The sequence below is a fragment of the Pseudomonas sp. NFPP28 genome (assembly GCF_900115535.1).
GTDB classification, from domain to species: domain Bacteria; phylum Pseudomonadota; class Gammaproteobacteria; order Pseudomonadales; family Pseudomonadaceae; genus Aquipseudomonas; species Aquipseudomonas extremorientalis.
Genome location: NZ_FOWT01000008.1, coordinates 114216 through 132289 on the forward strand (window position 1 = coordinate 114216; position 18074 = coordinate 132289).

14 protein-coding genes are annotated in these 18074 nt (G+C 62.5%); 8 read left to right on the forward strand and 6 right to left on the reverse strand.

All coding sequences use genetic code 11. The features are described from left to right. The first annotated feature begins 5 nt into the window (after positions 1–5). The 3 genes from BM110_RS20915 to BM110_RS20925 all read left to right on the forward strand — a co-directional run bounded on the left by BM110_RS20915 (position 6) and on the right by BM110_RS20925 (position 2831). Complete coding sequence (locus tag BM110_RS20915; protein WP_093514104.1) at positions 6–1031, forward strand: putative 2-aminoethylphosphonate ABC transporter substrate-binding protein; 1026 nt, start codon at positions 6–8, stop codon at positions 1029–1031. A gap of 112 nt (positions 1032–1143) precedes the next feature. Further along, positions 1144–2277, forward strand: coding sequence for a TIGR03364 family FAD-dependent oxidoreductase (locus BM110_RS20920; RefSeq protein WP_093514105.1), 1134 nt, complete (start codon positions 1144–1146; stop codon positions 2275–2277). Further along, a complete protein-coding gene (locus tag BM110_RS20925; protein ID WP_093514189.1) occupies positions 2277–2831 on the forward strand; it encodes a phosphonate degradation HD-domain oxygenase in 555 nt (184 codons plus the stop codon). Before BM110_RS20920 ends, BM110_RS20925 begins: the two co-directional genes overlap by 1 nt. Here the strand turns inward: BM110_RS20925 and BM110_RS20930 are convergent. After that, a complete protein-coding gene (locus tag BM110_RS20930) occupies positions 2828–4195 on the reverse strand; it encodes a DUF3482 domain-containing protein (protein WP_093120578.1) in 1368 nt (455 codons plus the stop codon). The two genes, BM110_RS20925 and BM110_RS20930, sit on opposite strands and share 4 nt — an antisense overlap. Next, the gene (locus BM110_RS20935) at positions 4188–5558 is read right to left on the reverse strand and encodes a DUF2868 domain-containing protein (protein ID WP_093514106.1); all 1371 of its coding nucleotides are present in this window, start codon (positions 5556–5558) and stop codon (positions 4188–4190) included. Before BM110_RS20935 ends, BM110_RS20930 begins: the two co-directional genes overlap by 8 nt. Positions 5559–5627: 69 nt before the next feature. Here BM110_RS20935 and BM110_RS20940 point away from each other — a divergent pair, with 69 nt between their 5' ends. Continuing rightward, the gene (locus BM110_RS20940) at positions 5628–6140 is read left to right on the forward strand and encodes a dihydrofolate reductase (RefSeq protein WP_093514107.1); all 513 of its coding nucleotides are present in this window, start codon (positions 5628–5630) and stop codon (positions 6138–6140) included. A gap of 75 nt (positions 6141–6215) precedes the next feature. On the opposite strand, the gene BM110_RS20945 is transcribed toward BM110_RS20940, so the two are convergent. Further along, positions 6216–7607: an L-cystine transporter gene (locus tag BM110_RS20945; protein ID WP_071490396.1), complete on the reverse strand. Its 1392-nt coding sequence runs from the start codon at positions 7605–7607 to the stop codon at positions 6216–6218. 240 nt (positions 7608–7847) lie between these two features. On the opposite strand from BM110_RS20945, the gene BM110_RS20950 reads away from it, so the two are divergent. The 4 genes from BM110_RS20950 to BM110_RS20965 all read left to right on the forward strand — a co-directional run bounded on the left by BM110_RS20950 (position 7848) and on the right by BM110_RS20965 (position 13178). Continuing rightward, positions 7848–8906 carry a phosphorylcholine phosphatase gene (locus BM110_RS20950; protein ID WP_092241908.1) on the forward strand — a complete coding sequence of 353 codons (1059 nt, stop codon included), beginning with the start codon at positions 7848–7850 and terminating at the stop codon, positions 8904–8906. Between the two features lie 214 nt (positions 8907–9120). Beyond that, positions 9121–9654 carry an RNA polymerase sigma factor gene (locus BM110_RS20955; RefSeq protein ID WP_092241910.1) on the forward strand — a complete coding sequence of 178 codons (534 nt, stop codon included), beginning with the start codon at positions 9121–9123 and terminating at the stop codon, positions 9652–9654. Continuing rightward, positions 9651–10598: a FecR family protein gene (locus BM110_RS20960; protein ID WP_093514108.1), complete on the forward strand. Its 948-nt coding sequence runs from the start codon at positions 9651–9653 to the stop codon at positions 10596–10598. Before BM110_RS20955 ends, BM110_RS20960 begins: the two co-directional genes overlap by 4 nt. 132 nt (positions 10599–10730) lie before the next feature. Beyond that, positions 10731–13178 carry a TonB-dependent siderophore receptor gene (locus BM110_RS20965; protein ID WP_093514109.1) on the forward strand — a complete coding sequence of 816 codons (2448 nt, stop codon included), beginning with the start codon at positions 10731–10733 and terminating at the stop codon, positions 13176–13178. Positions 13179–13252: 74 nt separating this feature from the next. On the opposite strand, the gene BM110_RS20970 is transcribed toward BM110_RS20965, so the two are convergent. From BM110_RS20970 to BM110_RS20980, 3 genes are all read right to left on the reverse strand, one after another. Beyond that, positions 13253–14539 carry a surface-adhesin E family protein gene (locus BM110_RS20970; protein ID WP_139217533.1) on the reverse strand — a complete coding sequence of 429 codons (1287 nt, stop codon included), beginning with the start codon at positions 14537–14539 and terminating at the stop codon, positions 13253–13255. Between the two features lie 245 nt (positions 14540–14784). Next, positions 14785–16626 carry a dihydroxy-acid dehydratase gene (ilvD, locus tag BM110_RS20975; protein WP_092241922.1) on the reverse strand — a complete coding sequence of 614 codons (1842 nt, stop codon included), beginning with the start codon at positions 16624–16626 and terminating at the stop codon, positions 14785–14787. 225 nt (positions 16627–16851) lie between these two features. Then, entirely contained in the window at positions 16852–18042 is a 1191-nt protein-coding gene (locus tag BM110_RS20980) for an MFS transporter (RefSeq protein WP_092241930.1), read from the reverse strand. Positions 18043–18074 lie beyond the last annotated feature (32 nt).

An 18074-nucleotide genomic window follows, 5' to 3' on the forward strand; every position in this document is an offset into this window, starting at 1 on the left:
GTTCCATGTTCAAGCCCCTGGCGCTGGTCGCGGCGGTACTCACGGCATTCAGCGTGAATGCCTTTGCCGCAAAAACCGAGTTGACCGTGTACACGGCCCTCGAAGCCGAGCAATTGAAGACCTACAAAAAGGCCTTCGAACAGGCTACCCCCGACGTCGAGATCAAATGGGTGCGTGACTCCACCGGCATCATCACCGCCAAGCTGCTGGCCGAGAAAGACCGCCCGCAAGCCGACGCAGTGTGGGGCCTGGCCGCCTCCAGCCTGGCGATCCTCGACCAGCAAGGCATGCTGGACAACTACGCGCCCAAGGACCTGGACAAGATCGGCAAGAACTATCGCGATGCCGCCAACCCACCGGCGTGGGTCGGCATGGACGTGTGGGCGGCGACCATCTGCTTCAACACCGTTGAAGCCGAGAAACAGGGCCTGACCAAGCCGGTGAGCTGGCAGGACCTGACCAAGCCTGAGTACAAGGGCAAGATCGTCATGCCCAACCCGGCCTCGTCCGGCACCGGTTTCCTTGACGTCAGCGCCTGGCTGCAGACCTTCGGCGAAAAGCAAGGCTGGCAGTACATGGACGACCTGCACCAGAACATCGGTCAGTACGTTCACTCCGGGTCCAAGCCGTGCAAGCTGGCGGCTTCCGGTGAATTCCCGATCGGCATTTCGTTTGAATACCCGGCGGTACAGCTGAAACGCCAGGGCGCGCCGTTGGACATCATCCTGCCGAAGGAAGGCCTGGGCTGGGATATCGAAGCCACCGCGGTGATCAAAGGCACCGCGCACAAGGACGCCGCGCAGAAGCTCGCCGACTTCTCCGCCAGCCCGGCGGCCATGGAGCTGTACAAGGACAACTTTGCCGTGCTCGCCCAGCCGGGTATCGCCAAGCCGCAGACCGAATTGCCGGCCGACTACGAGCAGCGTTTGATCAAGAACGACTTTGCCTGGGCGTCGAAGAACCGCGACAGCATCTTGACCGAGTGGCGCAAGCGCTATGACGGCAAGTCGGAGAAAGTGGCAGGGCAGTAAGGTTTTTCGTTGGGGCTACTGGCCTCATCGGGGGCAAGCCCCCTCCCACACTAATCGAACTGTGGGAGGGGGCTTGCCCCCGATGGCGGTCTGCAAAACAGGACATCACGATATGACACACCACAGCGACCTGCTGATCATCGGTGCCGGCATCCTCGGCCTGTCCCACGCCTACGCCGCCGCCAAACGCGGCCTCAAGGTCAAGGTGTTCGAACGCAGCGCCACGCCCTTGGGCGCTTCGGTGCGCAACTTCGGCCAGGCGCTGGTGACCGGCCAACCACCGGGGCCGATGCTCGACCTGGCACGCGAAAGCCGTGAGATCTGGGGCCATTGGGCGCAGGTCGCCGGGCTGCAACTCAAGCGCAACGGCGCCTACCTGTTCGCCCGCACCGAAGCCGAAGAGCGTCTGTTGGAAGCGTTCTGCGCTGGCCGTGCGCAGGAACACGGCTACAACGTCGACCTGCTGCAAGGCGCAGCGATGAAGGACCTGTACGGCGGCCAGTTCCGCCATCACCGCGCTGCGTTGCATGGCAAGGACGATCAGCAACTCTATTCGCGCGAAGCGATCCCGGCGCTGATCAACTACCTGGCGCAAGAGCTGAAGGTGCAGTTCTACTTCTCTACTCTGGTGCGCGACGTCGAACCGGGCCAGTTGCACAGCACGGCAGGCAGCTTTCGCGCTGAACAGATCATCGTGTGCTCCGGCCACGACTACCAGACCCTGCTGGCCGAAGCGATGGCCGAACTCAACCCGAGCATCTGCCGCCTGCAAATGCTGCGCGCGCGGCCAGCGGTGAACCTGAACCTGCAACACGCGTTGCTCACCGGCTTGAGCTGCGTGCATTACGGTGCCTTTGCCGACCTGCCGGAAGCCGCGCCGGTGCAGGCGCAAATCCTGCGGGAGGCACCGCACCTGCATGAGCACGGTATCCATTTGCTGATCAGCCCGACGCCCCATGGCGAACTGATCATCGGTGACTCCCATGACTACGGCAGCGATGCATCGCCGTTCAATGCCGAGCGGGTCGATGACTGGATGATCGCGCTGGCCGAGCAGACCCTGGGCTGCAAGATCCAGGTCGTGGAGCGCTGGCAGGGCGTGTACGGCTCACGCGGGCCGGCGCCGTTTTCGTTCCTGCGGGCGGCGCCGGGTGTGAGCGCGGCGTTGATGCACACCGGTGTGGGCATGAGCGTGGGGCCGGCAATGGCTGAGCGAAATATCACAACCCTGTGGGGGGCGGCGTGATCAACCCGGAACAGACCATCGCCGAAGTCTTCGGCTTGTACGAACAGCACGGCACGGCGGATTACATCGGCGAGCCGGTGTCGCAGATCGAGCACATGTCCCAGGCCGCACAGTTGGCCATGGCCGAAGGCTTCGATGATGAAGTGGTGCTGGCGGCGTTTTTCCACGATATCGGGCACTTGTGCGGCGATGGCGGCGAAAACATGGGCGGCTATGGCGTGGTCAGTCATGAGCAGCTCGGCGCCGATTACTTGCGTCGTGCAGGCTTCAGCGAGCGCATGGCCAAACTGGTGGAGTATCACGTGCAAGCCAAGCGCTACCTGACCTTCAGCCAGCCGGGTTATTACGCCCGCCTGAGCGAAGCCAGCCGCCGTACGCTCGGGTACCAGGGCGGTGTAATGACTCAGGAAGAGGCGCAGGCGTTTGAACAAGATCCGCTCTGCGAGATCAGCCTGCGCATGCGTCATTGGGACGAGCAGGCCAAGGCAATGCACGTGCCGGTGCTCGACCTCGAGGTGCTCAAGGCCAAGGCGCGGCAGGTGCTGGCGGCTTAGGTTTCGTCGAGGCGCCGGGCCAGTGCTTCGATCTGTTCCTGGCGCTCGGCCTGGCTGAGCTTGGGGTGAGGGTTGAGCGACGACCACTGCGGGTGGGCGCGGGCTTTGTGCAATGCATCCGGCAACTTGCCCTCGCGCCAGGTCTTGTCCTGGGGCGTGTCGACCTTGATGCTGTGCATCGCCGCATGGCCGCGCAGGTCCAGGGCCTTGAGCAACTGGCGTTGGCGCAGAGCGAGCAGGCGCAATACGCTGTCGTCCACGGTCAGCTCGCGCTGGCCTTTGATCTTGCCCAGCAGCCGGCTGCCATAGCTGCGTGCGGTTTGCAGCGCGCCACCGGCAATGGCGCCGGCCAGGGCGGCGGCGCCCAAGGTCAGGCCGCCGACCAACAGATCCACACCGGCACCCGCCGCTGCGCCTGCGGCGATTCCGCCACCGACGCGCACGCCGAGTTGCTTGAGAGTTTCCGGGTTGAACAGGTCGTCGCCCCAGCGCCCGTCCAGCAGCGGCAAGTCACTGGCGGCGGCATCCTGCGGGCGGAAGCCGAACAGCTTGAGCAGCGCTTCCACACACTTTTGTTCGCGTTGGCGCACGGCTTTGCGCAGGTCGCCGATGGCGTGTTGTTCATCTTCGGTGACCACGCTACGGCGGCAGGCGGCGCAGTCGATCAGCAGTTCGGCGATCAGCCGGGCGGCGCTTTGCTGGCGGGCCTGGCGCTGCGCCCCTTGATCCAGGATCAGCCGTTCCAATTGCGGCCGTGCGTTTTCCAGCAGCAGGGCGAGGCTTTCATACAGGCGCCGCTCGCCGTCTTCCGGCGGTGCCACGCTGTCGAAGCGCACCAGCGCGTGCAGGCCAAGCCGAGCCAGGGCTTCGCGCCAGTCCGGCTCGCGGTGGTCGCTGCTGCTGACAAAGTTGAGCACCGGCAGCAACGGCTTGCCGCAACTGGCCAGCACTTGCAGCTCGTCGCGGTATTTGGCCAGTACCGGCTCGCGGGCGTCGATCACATACAGGCCGGCGTCGGAGGCCAGCAGTTGGCGCAGCACCTTGGCTTCCTGTTCGAAACGCTGGCGCGCTTCGCTGCCTTCCAGGAACCGCGCCAGGCGGGCCGGGCCGTCGAGGCGTTCGCCGGGGCGATCCAGGCGCTCCAGGTAATCGAGCAGGGCGATGGCGTCTTCCAGGCCGGGGGTGTCGTACAGCTCCAGCAGGGCTTCGCCGTCCACCGACAAGCGTGCGCCTTCAACATGCCGTGTGGTACTGGGACGATGGGACACTTCGCCGAAGCCCACATCTCGCGTAAGGGTGCGCAGCAGCGACGTCTTGCCGACATTGGTGTGGCCGACCACGGCGAGTTTCAGGGGCTTAGTCATGACCGGTCTCCAGCCAGTTCAGCGGTGCGCAGTCGGCAAAGGGCAATTCAAGCTGTTGCAGCGCGGTGTGCCAGTCGCCCAGGCGCTCGGCGTCGAGGGCCTGGCCGGGCGGCGCTTGTAGCAGCCACACGCGGGTGGCGGTGGCGCTGCGGGCGAGTTCGGCGATCAGCGCCAGGCTGCCGCGATCCGGCGAGCGGCGCGGGTCGCAGGCGATGGCCAGACGTGCGGGCGGGAAGCGCGTGAGTTGTTCCAGCAGTTTGTTGCGCGATTCGCGGCTGTCGAGGATCCCGGCGTTCTTCACGTTGTGCGGCAGTTTGGGCGGCCAGGGGCGCTGGTCGTCCAGTTCGATGGCCACCAGCAGCGCGCCGTCGCTTTGCAGTTCGCTGACGCCGCCGCTGACGTGATGCAGTTGTTCGGGGGCGGCATCGTTGACCCCGAGGCGCTCGCTGCTCGGCATCAGACGTTCGCGCAATTGGCTGTAGCCGGGCAGGTTGAGGTCCAGGCGCAGCGCGGCGCGCCCACGTTTCCAGCGCCACAGGCAGAGCAGGGCAAGGATCAAGCGGGGCAACAGGCCATAGACCAGCAGCACGCCCACCAGCCATGCGGCCCAGGCCTGGCGGGCGCTTTCGATATTCAGCGCGGAATCGCCGCTGGCGCGGATCATCTCGACGGTCGGCACATTGAAGCCCAGCAGGGCGGGCAGGGCGCCGAGGGCCTGGGTGACGGCGACGAAGGTGTCGGCGCCGAGAATGGTGGTTTCCCACACGAAGCCGTAGCGGCGGGTGGCGAGTAGTGTCAGCAGAATCACCAGGGCGCTGAGCAACGCCAGCAACCACAGGCTATTGACCAGCACACCTACGGCCCAGCGATTGAGTTTCTGGCGTTGCAGCAATAGCAGCAGTGCGGGCGCCAGCTGCGCAGCCTTCGCGTCACGGGCGAGTTTTTCGCTGAGCCATAACCACAGTCGCCCCAGGCTGGCGCTGTGTTCACCGGCAAACAGCAGGCCCAAGGCCCAACTGATCAGCAGGATCAGGTTCAAGCCGAGCAAGCTGCCCAAGGCCCAGAACACATTCACCGGGACCAGACCGTTGCCCAGCGCGGCAAAGGCCAGGCCCGCACCGCTGATCACCGCGACGACCGCCAGCAGCACCAGCGCCAGACGTGCGCCTTGCACCCAGCGGGTGAGGGCGGTCGTGAGCCCATCGCGCTCGGCCAGGTGCAGGGCGCGGTGCTGGATGCGCGTCGGCAGGTCGCCACCGGCGGTCCGGGCCAGGCGGTTGGCTTCCAGGTCTTCCAGGGGGCCGGCGTGTTCTTCGCGCAGGCGCACGGTTTCTGTCAGCCAGAGTGTGTGCAAAGGAGTCACGCGTTGTCCTGTCGTGTTTGTGAGCCTGGAGCATAACCCCTGGCTCGGGGCTCTGGTATTCTCGTCGCCATGAAAAAAACTCTCCCTTTAAGCCTGATCGCAGCCCTCGGTGAAAACCGTGTGATCGGCGTCGACAACAGCATGCCCTGGCATTTGCCGGGGGATTTCAAATATTTCAAGGCCACCACGCTCGGCAAGCCGATCATCATGGGGCGCAAGACCTGGGACTCCCTGGGCCGACCGTTGCCGGGGCGCTTGAACATCGTGGTCAGCCGTCAGACCGATCTGGCGCTGGAAGGTGCGGAAGTTTTTCCGTCTCTGGAGGCCGCGGTGGAGCGCGCTGAGGAATGGGCAACGGCGCAAGGCGTTGACGAGCTGATGCTGATCGGCGGCGCGCAGTTGTATGCGCAGGGGCTGGAGCAGGCGGATCGCCTGTATTTGACGCGGGTGGCGTTGAGCCCGGAGGGGGATGCCTGGTTTCCGGAGTTTGATCGGGGCCAGTGGAAGTTGGTTTCCAATCTGGAGAATCCAGCTGAAGGTGATAAGCCTGCTTACAACTTTGAAGTCTGGGAAAAAGCCTAAAAGCATCGGGGGCAAGCCCCCTCCCACATCTTGACCTTCAAGTGTGGGAGGGGGCTTGCCCCCGATTGCTATCTATCAGGCTTGCGCTAATTCCGCATGCTCATCGGCATTCAACAGCGCCTTATCCGTCTGCCCCATGACCTGGCTGGTGATCGCACCGGCCGTCATCGAGCCATTTACGTTCAGCGCCGTACGGCCCATGTCGATCAGTGGCTCTACGGAAATCAGCAGCGCCACCAGTGACACCGGCAAGCCCATGGCCGGCAGCACGATCAGGGCGGCGAAGGTCGCACCGCCGCCCACGCCGGCCACACCGGCCGAGCTCAAGGTCACAATCGCCACCAGGGTCGCGATCCACAGCGGGTCCAGCGGGTTGATGCCCACGGTCGGCGCGACCATCACCGCCAACATCGCCGGGTAGAGGCCGGCGCAACCGTTCTGGCCGATGGTCGCGCCGAACGAGGCGGCAAACCCAGCAATGGATTGCGGGATGCCCAGGCGACGGGTCTGCGCTTCAATGCTCAGCGGGATCGCCGCCGCGCTGGAGCGGCTGGTGAAGGCAAAGGTCAGCACCGGCCACACCTTGCGGAAGAAGCGCAGCGGGTTGATCCCGGCCAGGGACAGCAGCAGGCCGTGCACCACGAACATCAGTCCCAGGGCCAGGTACGACACCACCACGAAACTGCCGAGCTTGATGATGTCTTGCAGGTTGGAGCCGGCGACCACTTTGGTCATCAGCGCCAATACGCCATACGGCGTCAGCTTCATCACCAGGCGCACCAGGCGCATCACCCAGGCTTGCAGGGTGTCGATGGCGTTGAGGACTTTCTGGCCCTTTTCCACGTCATCCTTGAGCAGTTGCAGCGCGGCAACCCCCAGGAATGCGGCGAAAATCACCACGCTGATGATCGAGGTCGGCTTGGCCCGGGCCAGGTCGGCGAACGGGTTGGCCGGCACGAACGACAGCAGCAGTTGCGGGATATTCAGGTCGGCGACCTTGCCCGCGTAATCGCTCTGGATCACTTGCAGGCGCGCCATTTCCTGGGTGCCGGCCACCAGGCCTTCGGCGGTGAGGCCGAACAGGTTGGTCAGGGCGATGCCGATCAGCGCCGCAATCGCGGTGGTGAACAGCAGTGTGCCGATGGTCAGGAAGCTGATCTTGCCCAGGGACGAGGCGTTGTGCAGGCGTGCCACGGCGCTGAGGATCGACGCGAATACCAGCGGGATCACGATCATTTGCAGCAGTTGCACATAACCGTTGCCGACCAGGTCGAACCAGCCGATGGAGGCCTTGAGTACCGGGTTGCCGTCACCGTAGACCGTGTGCAGCACGGTGCCGAACACCACGCCGAGTACAAGGGCAAACAGCACCTTCTTGGCGAGGCTCCAGTTTGTGCGACGGGTTTGTGCCAGGCCCAGCAGCAGGGCCACGAACACCAGTAAGTTGAGAATCAGGGGCAGATTCATTGAAGCTCCGTTGAGAAGGCAGCCAATCGCGCGAGCCTGCGATTGCGAACCGGAAAGCCTAACAGCTTGAAATATATTGATTTAATACCGATATGGAATGGTGACTGTCGTTTTTGGAATAAGCCCTTGACGCTCAGGCACATGTCCTTGGCGCGTTCACGACGCAAGCGGTCGTGCTCGGGCGATAACTGTCACAGGGATTTGTTAGCGTCGATGTTTTTCACTCAGGGAGAAACGCATATGAAGCTCGCTTCGAGATTGTTTGCCGCCGCACTGTGCTTGGGCCTTGCCGGGCCAACCATGGCCGCTACCGAGTTGAAACACTGGCCGGCCCCGGCCGCCGAGCAACTGAACAAAATGATCGCCGCCAACGCCAACAAGGGCAATTTCGCGGTGTTCGACATGGACAACACCAGCTACCGCTACGACCTCGAAGAGTCCCTGCTGCCCTACATGGAAAACAAGGGCCTGATTACCCGCGACAGCCTTGATCCGTCGCTCAAGCTTATGCCGTTCAAAGACACTGCCGACCATAAGGAAAGTCTGTTCAGCTACTACTATCGCCTCTGCGAAGTGGACGACATGGTCTGTTACCCGTGGGTTGCCCAGGTGTTCTCGGGGTTCACCCTCAAGGAGCTCAAAGTGCAGGTCGATGAGCTGATGGCCTCCGGCAAGCCCGTGCCCGTCACTTATTTCGAAGGCGACGCCGTTAAGAAGTCCGAGGTGCAACCGCCGAAAGTCTTCACCGGCCAGGCCGAGCTATACAACAAACTGATGGAAAACGGCATCGAGGTGTATGTGATGACCGCCGCTTCCGAAGAGCTGGTGCGCATGGTCGCCGCCGATCCGAAGTACGGCTACAACGTCAAGCCCGAGAACGTCATCGGCGTGACCACCTTGCTCAAGGACCGCAAGACCGGCGAGCTGACCACCGCGCGCAAACAGATCACCGCCGGCAAGTATGACGAAAAGGCCAACCTGGGCCTGGAACTCACGCCCTACCTGTGGACCCCGGCGACCTGGATGGCCGGCAAGCACGCGGCGATCCTCACCTACATCGACGAATGGAAAAAGCCGGTACTGGTGGGTGGCGACACCCCGACCAGCGATGGCTACATGCTGTTTCACGACGTGGACGTGGCCAAGGGTGGTATCCACCTGTGGATCAACCGCAAGGACAAATACATGACCCAGTTGAACGGCATGATCGCCAAGCACGCGGCGGCGCAGGCCAAGGAAGGGTTGCCGGTGACGGCGGACAAGAACTGGGTGATCGTCAAGCCTGATGAAATCCAGTAAGTCCGAGGTGGCTTTAATCGGGGGCAAGCCCCCTCCCACAGTTGACCGAGTTCCAACATGAGAATGCAGTCAGTGTGGGAGGGGGCTTGCCCCCGATAGCTATCTGATTGACAGGCCAAAAGCCACAGCAAAAATAGATATCAATTGCGAACCAATCTCATCATCTGCTAGCGTGCGCACTTCCTGAACCCTCCGTTCTTCTCAAGGTAGTGCTGTGTCCTCCTGGAATTCGCAGATAGCGCGCCTGTTCGCGGAGCAGAAGAAAGCCCTCGAAGCCTTCGTCACCCGCCGCACCGGCAGCGCCCAGGTGGCCGCCGACCTGACCCAGGAATCGTTCCTGCGCCTGGCACGTCTGGACTCCGGCGAGAAGATCGACAACCTGCCAGCCTTCCTCTTCACCATCGCCAGCAACCTGGTGCGCGATCACCAGCGCCAGGCCATCCGCCGTGAGCGCCTGGATGCCGGCGAGCCCAGCGAAGAACTGCCGTGCGGCAACCCCGGTGCCGACGAACAACTGGCCGCCTACCAGCAGGAGCAACTGATGCAGGACGCAATCCTGGCGTTGCCCGCAGCGACTCGGCAGATCTTCCTGCTCTATCATGTCGACGAACTTTCCTATCGCGAGATTGGCGAACGCCTGTCGATCAGCCCGCGCAGCGTGGAATACCAACTGCGCCGCGCCTTGATTGAATGCCGTGCCTACATCAAGACGCGGCTCGCCTGCGACACACAAGGACGTCGGTCATGACTGCGTTACCCACTGCCGACGCGTTGTTCGAAGAAGCGTCCGCCTGGTACTTCCGCTTGCAGGCCGAGGACGTGACCCCGGCCGAGATGGACGCTTTTGCCGCCTGGCTCGGGCAGGGCCAGCCCCAGGACGACGCGTGGCAGGAAGTGCAGGCGATGCTCGGCGGTTTGCGTGAACCGGCACGGCTGATCCGCCGCGCCGAGCAGGTCGCGTGGCGCAAACCCGCGCGGCGTTGGGCTTATGCCGCTGCCGTGCTGCTGGCGGTTGGGTTGACCGTGCAGAACACGCCCTGGCTCGACCGCCTGCGCGCGGACTACGCCACCGGCACCGGCGAAACGCGCACAGTCGAGTTGGCGGACGGCTCCCAGTTGCAGCTCAATACTGACAGCGCCGTTCAGGTACGCATGGGCAGCGGTGAGCGTCAGATTCGTCTGTTGCGCGGGGAAGGTTTTTTCAGCGTGACCAAAGACCCGGCGCGGCCCTTCGTGGTGCAGTCCGGCGAGGGCTGGGTGACGGTGGTCGGCACCCAGTTCAGCGTGGCAAGGCGGGATGCGCAGACGCGGGTGCAAGTGGCGCAGGGCAAGGTGCAGGTCAGCGCGGGCGCCGGTGAGCCGGTCTACCTGGAGCCGGGACGGGCCGTGGAATATCAGGGCCAGCACCTTGCCGAGGCCCACGGTTTCGATGCGGCCAGCGGTTTCGCCTGGCGCCAGCGACAACTGGTGTTCCGCCAACAACCGCTGTCGGAAGTGGTCAGCGAGTTGAACCGCTACTGGCCTGGCAAGACCCTGGTGCTGGGCGATGCGCTGCGCAATCGCGTGGTGTCCGGCGTGTTCGAGATCGACAAACCGGAAGCCGTGATCAAGGCGCTGGAATACACCCTCAACCTGCGCGCTGAGCACTACACTCCGTATTTACTGGTGTTGCGCGAAGGCAAAGCCTCTTAGCGGCAACTTTTGCAAAATATTTTCAGGGTTTCCCCGCAAGCCATCGTCCTTGATCACTGAGGCGTAAATAGTAAGCACTCTCAAGTAGTGCGGCGCCGATCACAGACTTTTTTGCACCGGGGAGCACCATCCATGGCACACCGATTCGCCGCGCGGCCCTTGCTGGCACTGGCTATTTCCATGGCCTGCGGCACTGCGCCGCTGTATCTGCAGGCCGCCGAAACCACCCAGGCCCAGACTTATCGATTCGATATTCCGGGGCAAAGCCTGGACGGTGCGCTGGCGGCATTTTCGGCAGTGACACGGGTGCAGGTACTGGTGAATGGTGAGTTGACCCAGGGTGTGGTGTCACCGGGGGTGAAGGGCAACCTGGGGCAGCGTGAAGCCTTGGGGCAACTGCTCGGCGGCACGGGGTTGAGTGCGGCGTTTATCAATGCCGATACCGTTACCCTGGAAAAGCGTGTGGACGCCGGTGGCGCCCTCGAAGTCGGCGCCACCACCATCAGCGCCGAGCGCCTGGGCGTCACCACCGAAGGCACCGGCTCCTACACCACGGGTGCCGTGACCATCGGCAAGGGCGAGCAGAAACTCAAGGACATCCCGCAGTCGGTCAGCGTCATGACCCGCAAGCAGATGGACGACCAGAACACCACGAAGCTCTCCGACGTGGTCAAGCGCACGCCCGGCCTGACGGCGACCAAATCTCCTGGCCCTGGCATGTTCATCTTCTCCCGTGGTTTCGAAGTCGGCACGCTGCAATACGACGGCGTCGGAATCCCGCGTAACACCTATACGCTGGGCAGCTACCTCACGGAAAACATGGCGATCTATGACCGCGTCGAAACCCTGCGCGGCCCGGCGGCCTTGCTGCAAGGCGCGAACAGCCCCGGCGGCACCATGAATCTGGTGCGCAAGCGTGGCCAGCAGGCACCGACAGTGACCATCACCGCCAAGGCCGGCTCGTGGGACCACTACGGCACCCAAGTCGATGCCGGTGGCCCGCTCAACCCGGAAGGCACCTTGCGCGGCCGGTTTGTGGCGGATTACGACACCACCAACTCCTTCGTCGACTACGCGAGCGGCTGGAATCAGACCGTCTATGGCGCCGTCGACTACGACTTCACGCCAGACACCACCGTGGGCGTCGGCATCAGCAACCAGAAAGGCCACTCACGCCCCAACTTCATGTCGCTGCCCCGCTACGCCAATGGCAGTGATATCGGCCTGCCGCGCTCGACCTTTGTCGGCGCCAGCTGGAACCGTGCCGTCAACAACCAGACCCAGGTGTTCGCCGACCTGGAGCATCGTTTCAACGATGACTGGAAGGTGAAGGCCGCGCTGGTGGCGATGGGCGAACACAACGACGCGACCTACCAGGCGACGTGGGATACTGTCCCCAACCCCGGCGACACGGGCAATGTGCGCTACATCGACTGGGTGACCGACTTCAATACCAAAAGTCGCGGCGCGGATGTGTATGTCAACGGCAAGTTCGACGGCCTGGGTTTCCAACAGGAAATGGTTCTGGGCGCCAACTATTCCAAACTCACCACCGACGACCAGTGGGCGCGGGCGGCAACGAATGGCGCGGATATTTTCAACATCGACCATAACCGTGTGCAGCGCGACAAATACCAGTTGTTCCAGGCGGGGAACGCCTCGAAGAGCTGGTATGACATCCGTCAGAAAGGCATCTATGGCACCTGGCGCGTCAAGGTGCTGGACCCGCTCACGCTGATCCTCGGCGCGCGCACCAGTTGGTATGAGTACTCCTATATTGGCCAGAACGGCCGCCAGGGCGTGTACGGCGTTGCCGAGGAAAGCACCACGCAAACCTCCGGCAAGGTCACGCCGTATGCAGGCCTGGTCTATGCCCTGAACGATCAATGGTCGGCCTACGCCAGCTACGCCGATGCGTTCGAGCCGCAAACCAACCTGACCACCTCGGGATCTCTGCTCAAGCCTATCGAGGGCAAGAACTACGAGCTGGGCATCAAGGGTGAACTGGCCGATGGCCGCCTCAACACTTCATTCGCGATCTTCCGCTACGACCAGGAAAATCGTGGCGTCCAGGACCTGCAAGGGCCGATGAACTGTAATGGCTGGTACTGCTCGGTGGCCTCGGGCAAGGTCCGCAGCCAGGGTTTTGAAGCCACATTGGGCGGTGAAGTGCTGCCGGGTCTGCAACTGGTCTCCAGCTACACGTACAACACCACCAAGTTCCTCAAGGACGACACCTACGAAGGCAAGGTCTTCAGCACCTGGACGCCCAAGCACCTGCTCAAGGTGTGGGGCGATCACCAGTTGCCGGGGGACTGGCAGAAGGTCAGCGTCGGCGCTGGCGTAACGGCGCAAAGCAGCACCGTCGCCTACGATCGCACCTTCAGCGTGCCGGGCAATGCACTGTGGGATTCGCGGGTGGCCTACAAGATCAACCAGGAATTCACCGTCGCGGCGAACCTGAACAATATGTTCGACAAGAAGTACTACATCCCGGCGTACAACGCGAACTGGGGCAGTAACTACTATGGCGACCCGCGCAATGTGATGTTCACCATGACCTACACCCCACAGTTCTGAGTGCAACCGGAATAAAAATGCCCCGCACGTGGCGGGGCATTTTCATGGGATCAAACAACCCACGCTATCGCGCGTCACTTCACCGATTTCAAATGCCAGTTCCATTGCGCAACCAACGCGTTCTCACCCAATTTGATGAACAGCCCATAGTCGCTCAGGTAGGCTGCCTGGTAAGTCCAACCTTTCATCTGAACGCAGTCGAGTACCTTTGCTTGCCCCTTCAGGTCCGGGGTCAGGGTGGCGGCCGGGATTTCCCGAGCGACCTTGCAGGTCACGGTTCTTGGCTCGCTGTTCTCCGGCGAAGGACTGCCATCGGGGTTGATGGATTTTGACCACGTTTGGGTGTAGCTCACCTCACTGGCGAGGGGCAAGTTACGCCAATCGCCTTGAAAGCTCAGGCCAACCAAGAGGCGTGTCTTCACCTTGTCAGTGCCTGTTTTGCGGTCGAGACCTTGGCTGTCCAGATCAAACAGGCCTTGGAAGGTCAGCTCCTGGTTAAAGCCAAGTGCCGAGTCGCGTGTTTGTACCAGCGTCTGACCCGATGCTTTGTCGACACTGATGAATGTCTGCTTGGTCTGGTCGCCCACGCGGGTGTTGTTGAAGAGCACGGCGTCATAGTCGTAGGCCAGCTCGCTCAGGGTGCGGGTTGGCGCAGGCAGGCCGAGCGCTCGGATGGCCGCCAGTACGGCTGGGTTGGCATTGGTTGCGCTGGCAGCGGGTGGCAATGCCTGGCGCGCCTTGAAAGCGGGTAACCGGGCCAGCTCCACCGGCGCCTGGCACAGAGCCTCGAAGAGCTGGGCATGTTCGCCGGAAGCTTGATCCAAGGCTTGCGGCTTGAATTGTCGACGGATTTCGCCGTTGATCATCTGGCGCGTTTCATCGAGGTTGAACTGGCTCATCAACGTAATGGTGCGTTGTGTGCAATCCAGGGTCAGCCGCTCCTGCCGTTGAGTAAACAACGATGCGGTCTTGGCGACCTGATAGTGCAGGTAATCCTCTGCGGCCCAGACGGATATCTGACTGCCTTGCTGCTGCACGCTGTTACGGTCGATCAGCAGCCAGCCCTGATCGGCAGAGGTTTGCAGCACCCGCCAGTCGGGCACGGGGCGTGCCTTGCATACGCTCTGCAATTGAGCGCTTTGCTGCAGTTGTTGGGCCTGTGCCGCTGGCAGGTCGACGCCTGTTGCCGGTGAGGGAGTAAAAGCCCGCAGGCCCGTGCGCGTGGGGTAGAACATCCTTCCAGGACCTTGTGTGCAGTAGGCGTCGAACTGCACAGAGATCGGGTTTTGCTGCAAGTCGACGGAGTACGCGACTCTGTCGCCGTTGCGCAGGATGGTGTAGTCGAGCGCCGGCAGTGTCATGGCTTCGTTGAAGAGTGCAAGGCCTGGGTCCACCTGAGGCTTTTGCAGCGAGCTGCAACCGGCCAACGCCAATAGGGAAAGCGCCCATGCAGCTGGGCGTAGAGCGGTAAAGCGGGCATCCATGCGGGTAAGTTCCTTGAGAATACAGTTGCGCCTGTTATCGGCCGGCGTATGAAAAACTACAGCGTCAGAACGCCAGGCAAAAAAATGCCCCGCACGTGACGGGGCATTTTTATGGGCGCAGCTTACAGACCGTCAAGCATCGCCTTGTTACGCACAGCACCCTTGTCGGCACTGGTGGCCAGCAGGGCGTAAGCCTTCAATGCGGTAGTCACTTTGCGTGGACGCTTCTCCACTGGCTTCCACCCCTTCTTGTCCTGCTCAACCCGGCGCGCGGCCAGTTCTTCATCGCTGATCAACAGGTTGATCGAACGGTTCGGAATGTCGATCAGCACCTTGTCACCATCCTGCACCAGGCCAATTGCGCCACCGGCAGCGGCTTCCGGCGAAGCGTGGCCGATGGACAGGCCCGAAGTACCGCCGGAGAAGCGGCCGTCGGTCAGCAAGGCGCAGGCTTTGCCCAGGCCCTTGGATTTCAGGTAGGACGTCGGGTACAGCATCTCCTGCATGCCCGGTCCGCCTTTCGGACCTTCGTAGCGGATGATCACGATGTCGCCTTCCTTCACTTCGTCGGCGAGGATGCCGCGCACGGCGCTGTCCTGGCTTTCGAAGATCTTCGCGTTGCCTTCGAACACATGGATCGACTCATCCACACCGGCGGTTTTCACCACGCAGCCATCCAGGGCGATGTTGCCGTACAACACGGCCAAACCGCCTTCTTTCGAGTAGGCGTGCTCGACACTGCGGATGCAGCCGTTTTCACGGTCGTCGTCGAGGGTGTCCCAACGGGTCGACTGGCTGAACGCGGTTTGCGTCGGGATACCGGCCGGGCCAGCCTTGAAGAAGGTGTGCACGGCTTCGTCGTCAGTCTGGGTGATGTCCCACTTGGCGATGCCTTCGGCGATGGATGGACTGTGCACGGTCGGCAGATCGGTGTGCAGCAGGCCGCCACGAGCCAGCGAACCGAGGATCGAGAAGATCCCGCCGGCGCGGTGCACGTCTTCCATATGGTACTTCTGGATGTTCGGCGCGACCTTGCACAGTTGCGGCACGTGACGGGACAGGCGGTCGATGTCGCGCAGGTCGAAATCGATCTCGGCTTCCTGGGCCGCGGCCAGCAAGTGCAGGATGGTGTTGGTGGAACCGCCCATGGCGATGTCCAGGGTCATGGCGTTCTCGAACGCCTTGAAGTTGGCGATGTTACGCGGCAATACCGACTCATCGTTCTCGCCGTAGTAGCGCTTGCACAGCTCGACGATGGTGCGGCCGGCCTGCAGGAACAGCTGCTCGCGGTCGCTGTGGGTGGCCAGCGTCGAGCCGTTGCCCGGCAAGGCCAGGCCCAGGGCTTCCACCAGGCAGTTCATCGAGTTGGCGGTGAACATGCCGGAGCACGAGCCGCAGGTTGGGCAAGCACTGCGCTCGTATTCCGCGACCTTCTCGTCAGAAGCGCTGGAATCGGCGGCGATGACCATGGCGTCGACCAGGTCGAGGCCGTGGGAGGCGAGTTTGGTCTTGCCGGCTTCCATCGGGCCGCCGGAGACGAAGATCACCGGGATGTTCAGGCGCAGGGCGGCCATCAGCATGCCAGGGGTGATCTTGTCGCAGTTCGAGATGCAGACGATGGCGTCGGCGCAGTGAGCGTTGACCATGTATTCCACGGAGTCGGCGATGATCTCGCGGCTCGGCAGGGAATACAGCATGCCGTCATGGCCCATGGCGATGCCGTCATCCACGGCGATGGTGTTGAATTCCTTGGCGACGCCACCGGCGCGTTCGATCTCGCGGGCGACCAGTTGGCCCAGGTCCTTGAGATGGACGTGGCCGGGTACGAACTGGGTGAACGAGTTGGCAATCGCGATGATCGGCTTCTTGAAGTCGTCATCTTTCATCCCCGTGGCACGCCATAGTGCGCGCGCGCCGGCCATGTTGCGGCCGTGGGTGGATGTTTTCGAGCGGTAATCTGGCATGGAGCACTCCGGGCGGCTAATCGGTATCAAAAGGGAGTGAGCTTCTATTGACGTCTGGAACACCCGAAAAATGGCCGTGTGTCCGGAAGTTGCCACTCGCGTCGCGGGATCGCCGCTTGCTTGGGCCTCGAGCTCATAAACCCGCCGGGGGATGACTGGCGATGAATAGGCCGATTCTACACCGCTGGCGGCGGGAGGGAATGACCGAAACCGTGAAGATAGCGGCTACGGGACGTGCGGGTGACGCCGCGCCCATGCGTTCAGGGCCAGGGCGACGGCGCTCAGCATCAGAAAGCACAGACCCAGCGCGGTACTCAGATGGTGGGTAAAGGTGCTGATGAATGCACTGATAAGACCACCGGCAATGAATAGCACTGCCGCCACCGCTGAGGCCGCCGTCCCTGCATTGTCCGGAAACAAGCTCATGGCCTTGGAATTGGAAATGGGGCGGGTGATGGTCGTGCCTGCTGTGCAGAGCAGCATGGGCACCAGCACGGTCGGGGTTGATAAGCCGAACTGATAGGCGAGGACCAGCATGACGATGCCCGAGATCGCGATCAGCACCAGCCCGGTGGCCATCTGGGTCGCGGCCGGTAGTCGCTTGTGCAACAAGCCCGCACTGACACCGCCCAGTACATAAGCGGCGCCGTAGAGGAGCAGGGTCAACGAGTATTCGTGGGGCGTCAGCTGCAACTGGTCCATGAAAATCAGCGGTGACACAACGATGAACGAGAAATGACAGGCGAAGGTAATCGCGGAGATCGTGGCATAGCTGGCGAAGTGCCGGCTGGCGAAGACCTTGGTGTAGGCCTTGAACATGCTTTGGCGGCTTGGTGCCGCTTGAGGCAAGCCGCCATGGAGCAGCCGGTGAGCCATGATCAGGGTGGCTGCACAGAGCGCTATAAACAGATAGAAGCTGGCTTGCCACCCCCCGTGCAGTTGCAGCCACGCGCCCAGCAGCGGGGAAACCGAAATGAAAATTCCCCCGGCCGTAGCCATGGCGATCCGCAACCGCTCTTGTTCTCTGCCGAAGAAAAGGTCCTGCACCAACGCTTGGGACAGTATGAAACCGCCGCAACCCATGGCCTGGATGACGCGAAAGAACAGGAATTGGGCGGTCGTGCTGGCGGTTAAACACCCGGCCGCACCCATGATTGCGACGAGCATGCTGGCCAGTAGCAGCTTCTTGCGGCCGATCCTGTCGGACAGCGGGCCGATCAACAGCATGGCGCAGGAAAAGCCAATGGCGAACAGGCTGACCGAGCGGGCGACCTGGGTGGTGGAGGTGGAGAAGTGTTCCGCCAGGGCGGGAAAGGAAGGCAGCACGACGTCAAGCGGGAAGACGCCCAGCAGGGTCATGGTCATCAGCCAGAAAACAATGAAAGGTTTTTCAGCCTGTGTGATTGCCGTCGACATGGGCGAGCCTCGATTCCGTGAGGGAGTCGAGG

What these genes read in the sequence shown, in the direction of transcription:
- BM110_RS20915 (WP_093514104.1), top strand. Translation starts at nt 6, where the DNA reads ATGTTCAAGCCCCTGGCGCTGGTCGCGGCGGTACTCACGGCATTCAGC.
- BM110_RS20920 (WP_093514105.1), top strand. Translation starts at nt 1,144, where the DNA reads ATGACACACCACAGCGACCTGCTGATCATCGGTGCCGGCATCCTCGGC.
- BM110_RS20930 (WP_093120578.1), bottom strand. Translation starts at nt 4,195, where the DNA reads ATGACTAAGCCCCTGAAACTCGCCGTGGTCGGCCACACCAATGTCGGC.
- BM110_RS20940 (WP_093514107.1), top strand. Translation starts at nt 5,628, where the DNA reads ATGAAAAAAACTCTCCCTTTAAGCCTGATCGCAGCCCTCGGTGAAAAC.
- BM110_RS20945 (WP_071490396.1), bottom strand. Translation starts at nt 7,607, where the DNA reads ATGAATCTGCCCCTGATTCTCAACTTACTGGTGTTCGTGGCCCTGCTG.
- BM110_RS20950 (WP_092241908.1), top strand. Translation starts at nt 7,848, where the DNA reads ATGAAGCTCGCTTCGAGATTGTTTGCCGCCGCACTGTGCTTGGGCCTT.
- BM110_RS20960 (WP_093514108.1), top strand. Translation starts at nt 9,651, where the DNA reads ATGACTGCGTTACCCACTGCCGACGCGTTGTTCGAAGAAGCGTCCGCC.
- BM110_RS20965 (WP_093514109.1), top strand. Translation starts at nt 10,731, where the DNA reads ATGGCACACCGATTCGCCGCGCGGCCCTTGCTGGCACTGGCTATTTCC.
- BM110_RS20970 (WP_139217533.1), bottom strand. Translation starts at nt 14,539, where the DNA reads ATGACACTGCCGGCGCTCGACTACACCATCCTGCGCAACGGCGACAGA.
- ilvD (WP_092241922.1), bottom strand. Translation starts at nt 16,626, where the DNA reads ATGCCAGATTACCGCTCGAAAACATCCACCCACGGCCGCAACATGGCC.
- BM110_RS20980 (WP_092241930.1), bottom strand. Translation starts at nt 18,042, where the DNA reads ATGTCGACGGCAATCACACAGGCTGAAAAACCTTTCATTGTTTTCTGG.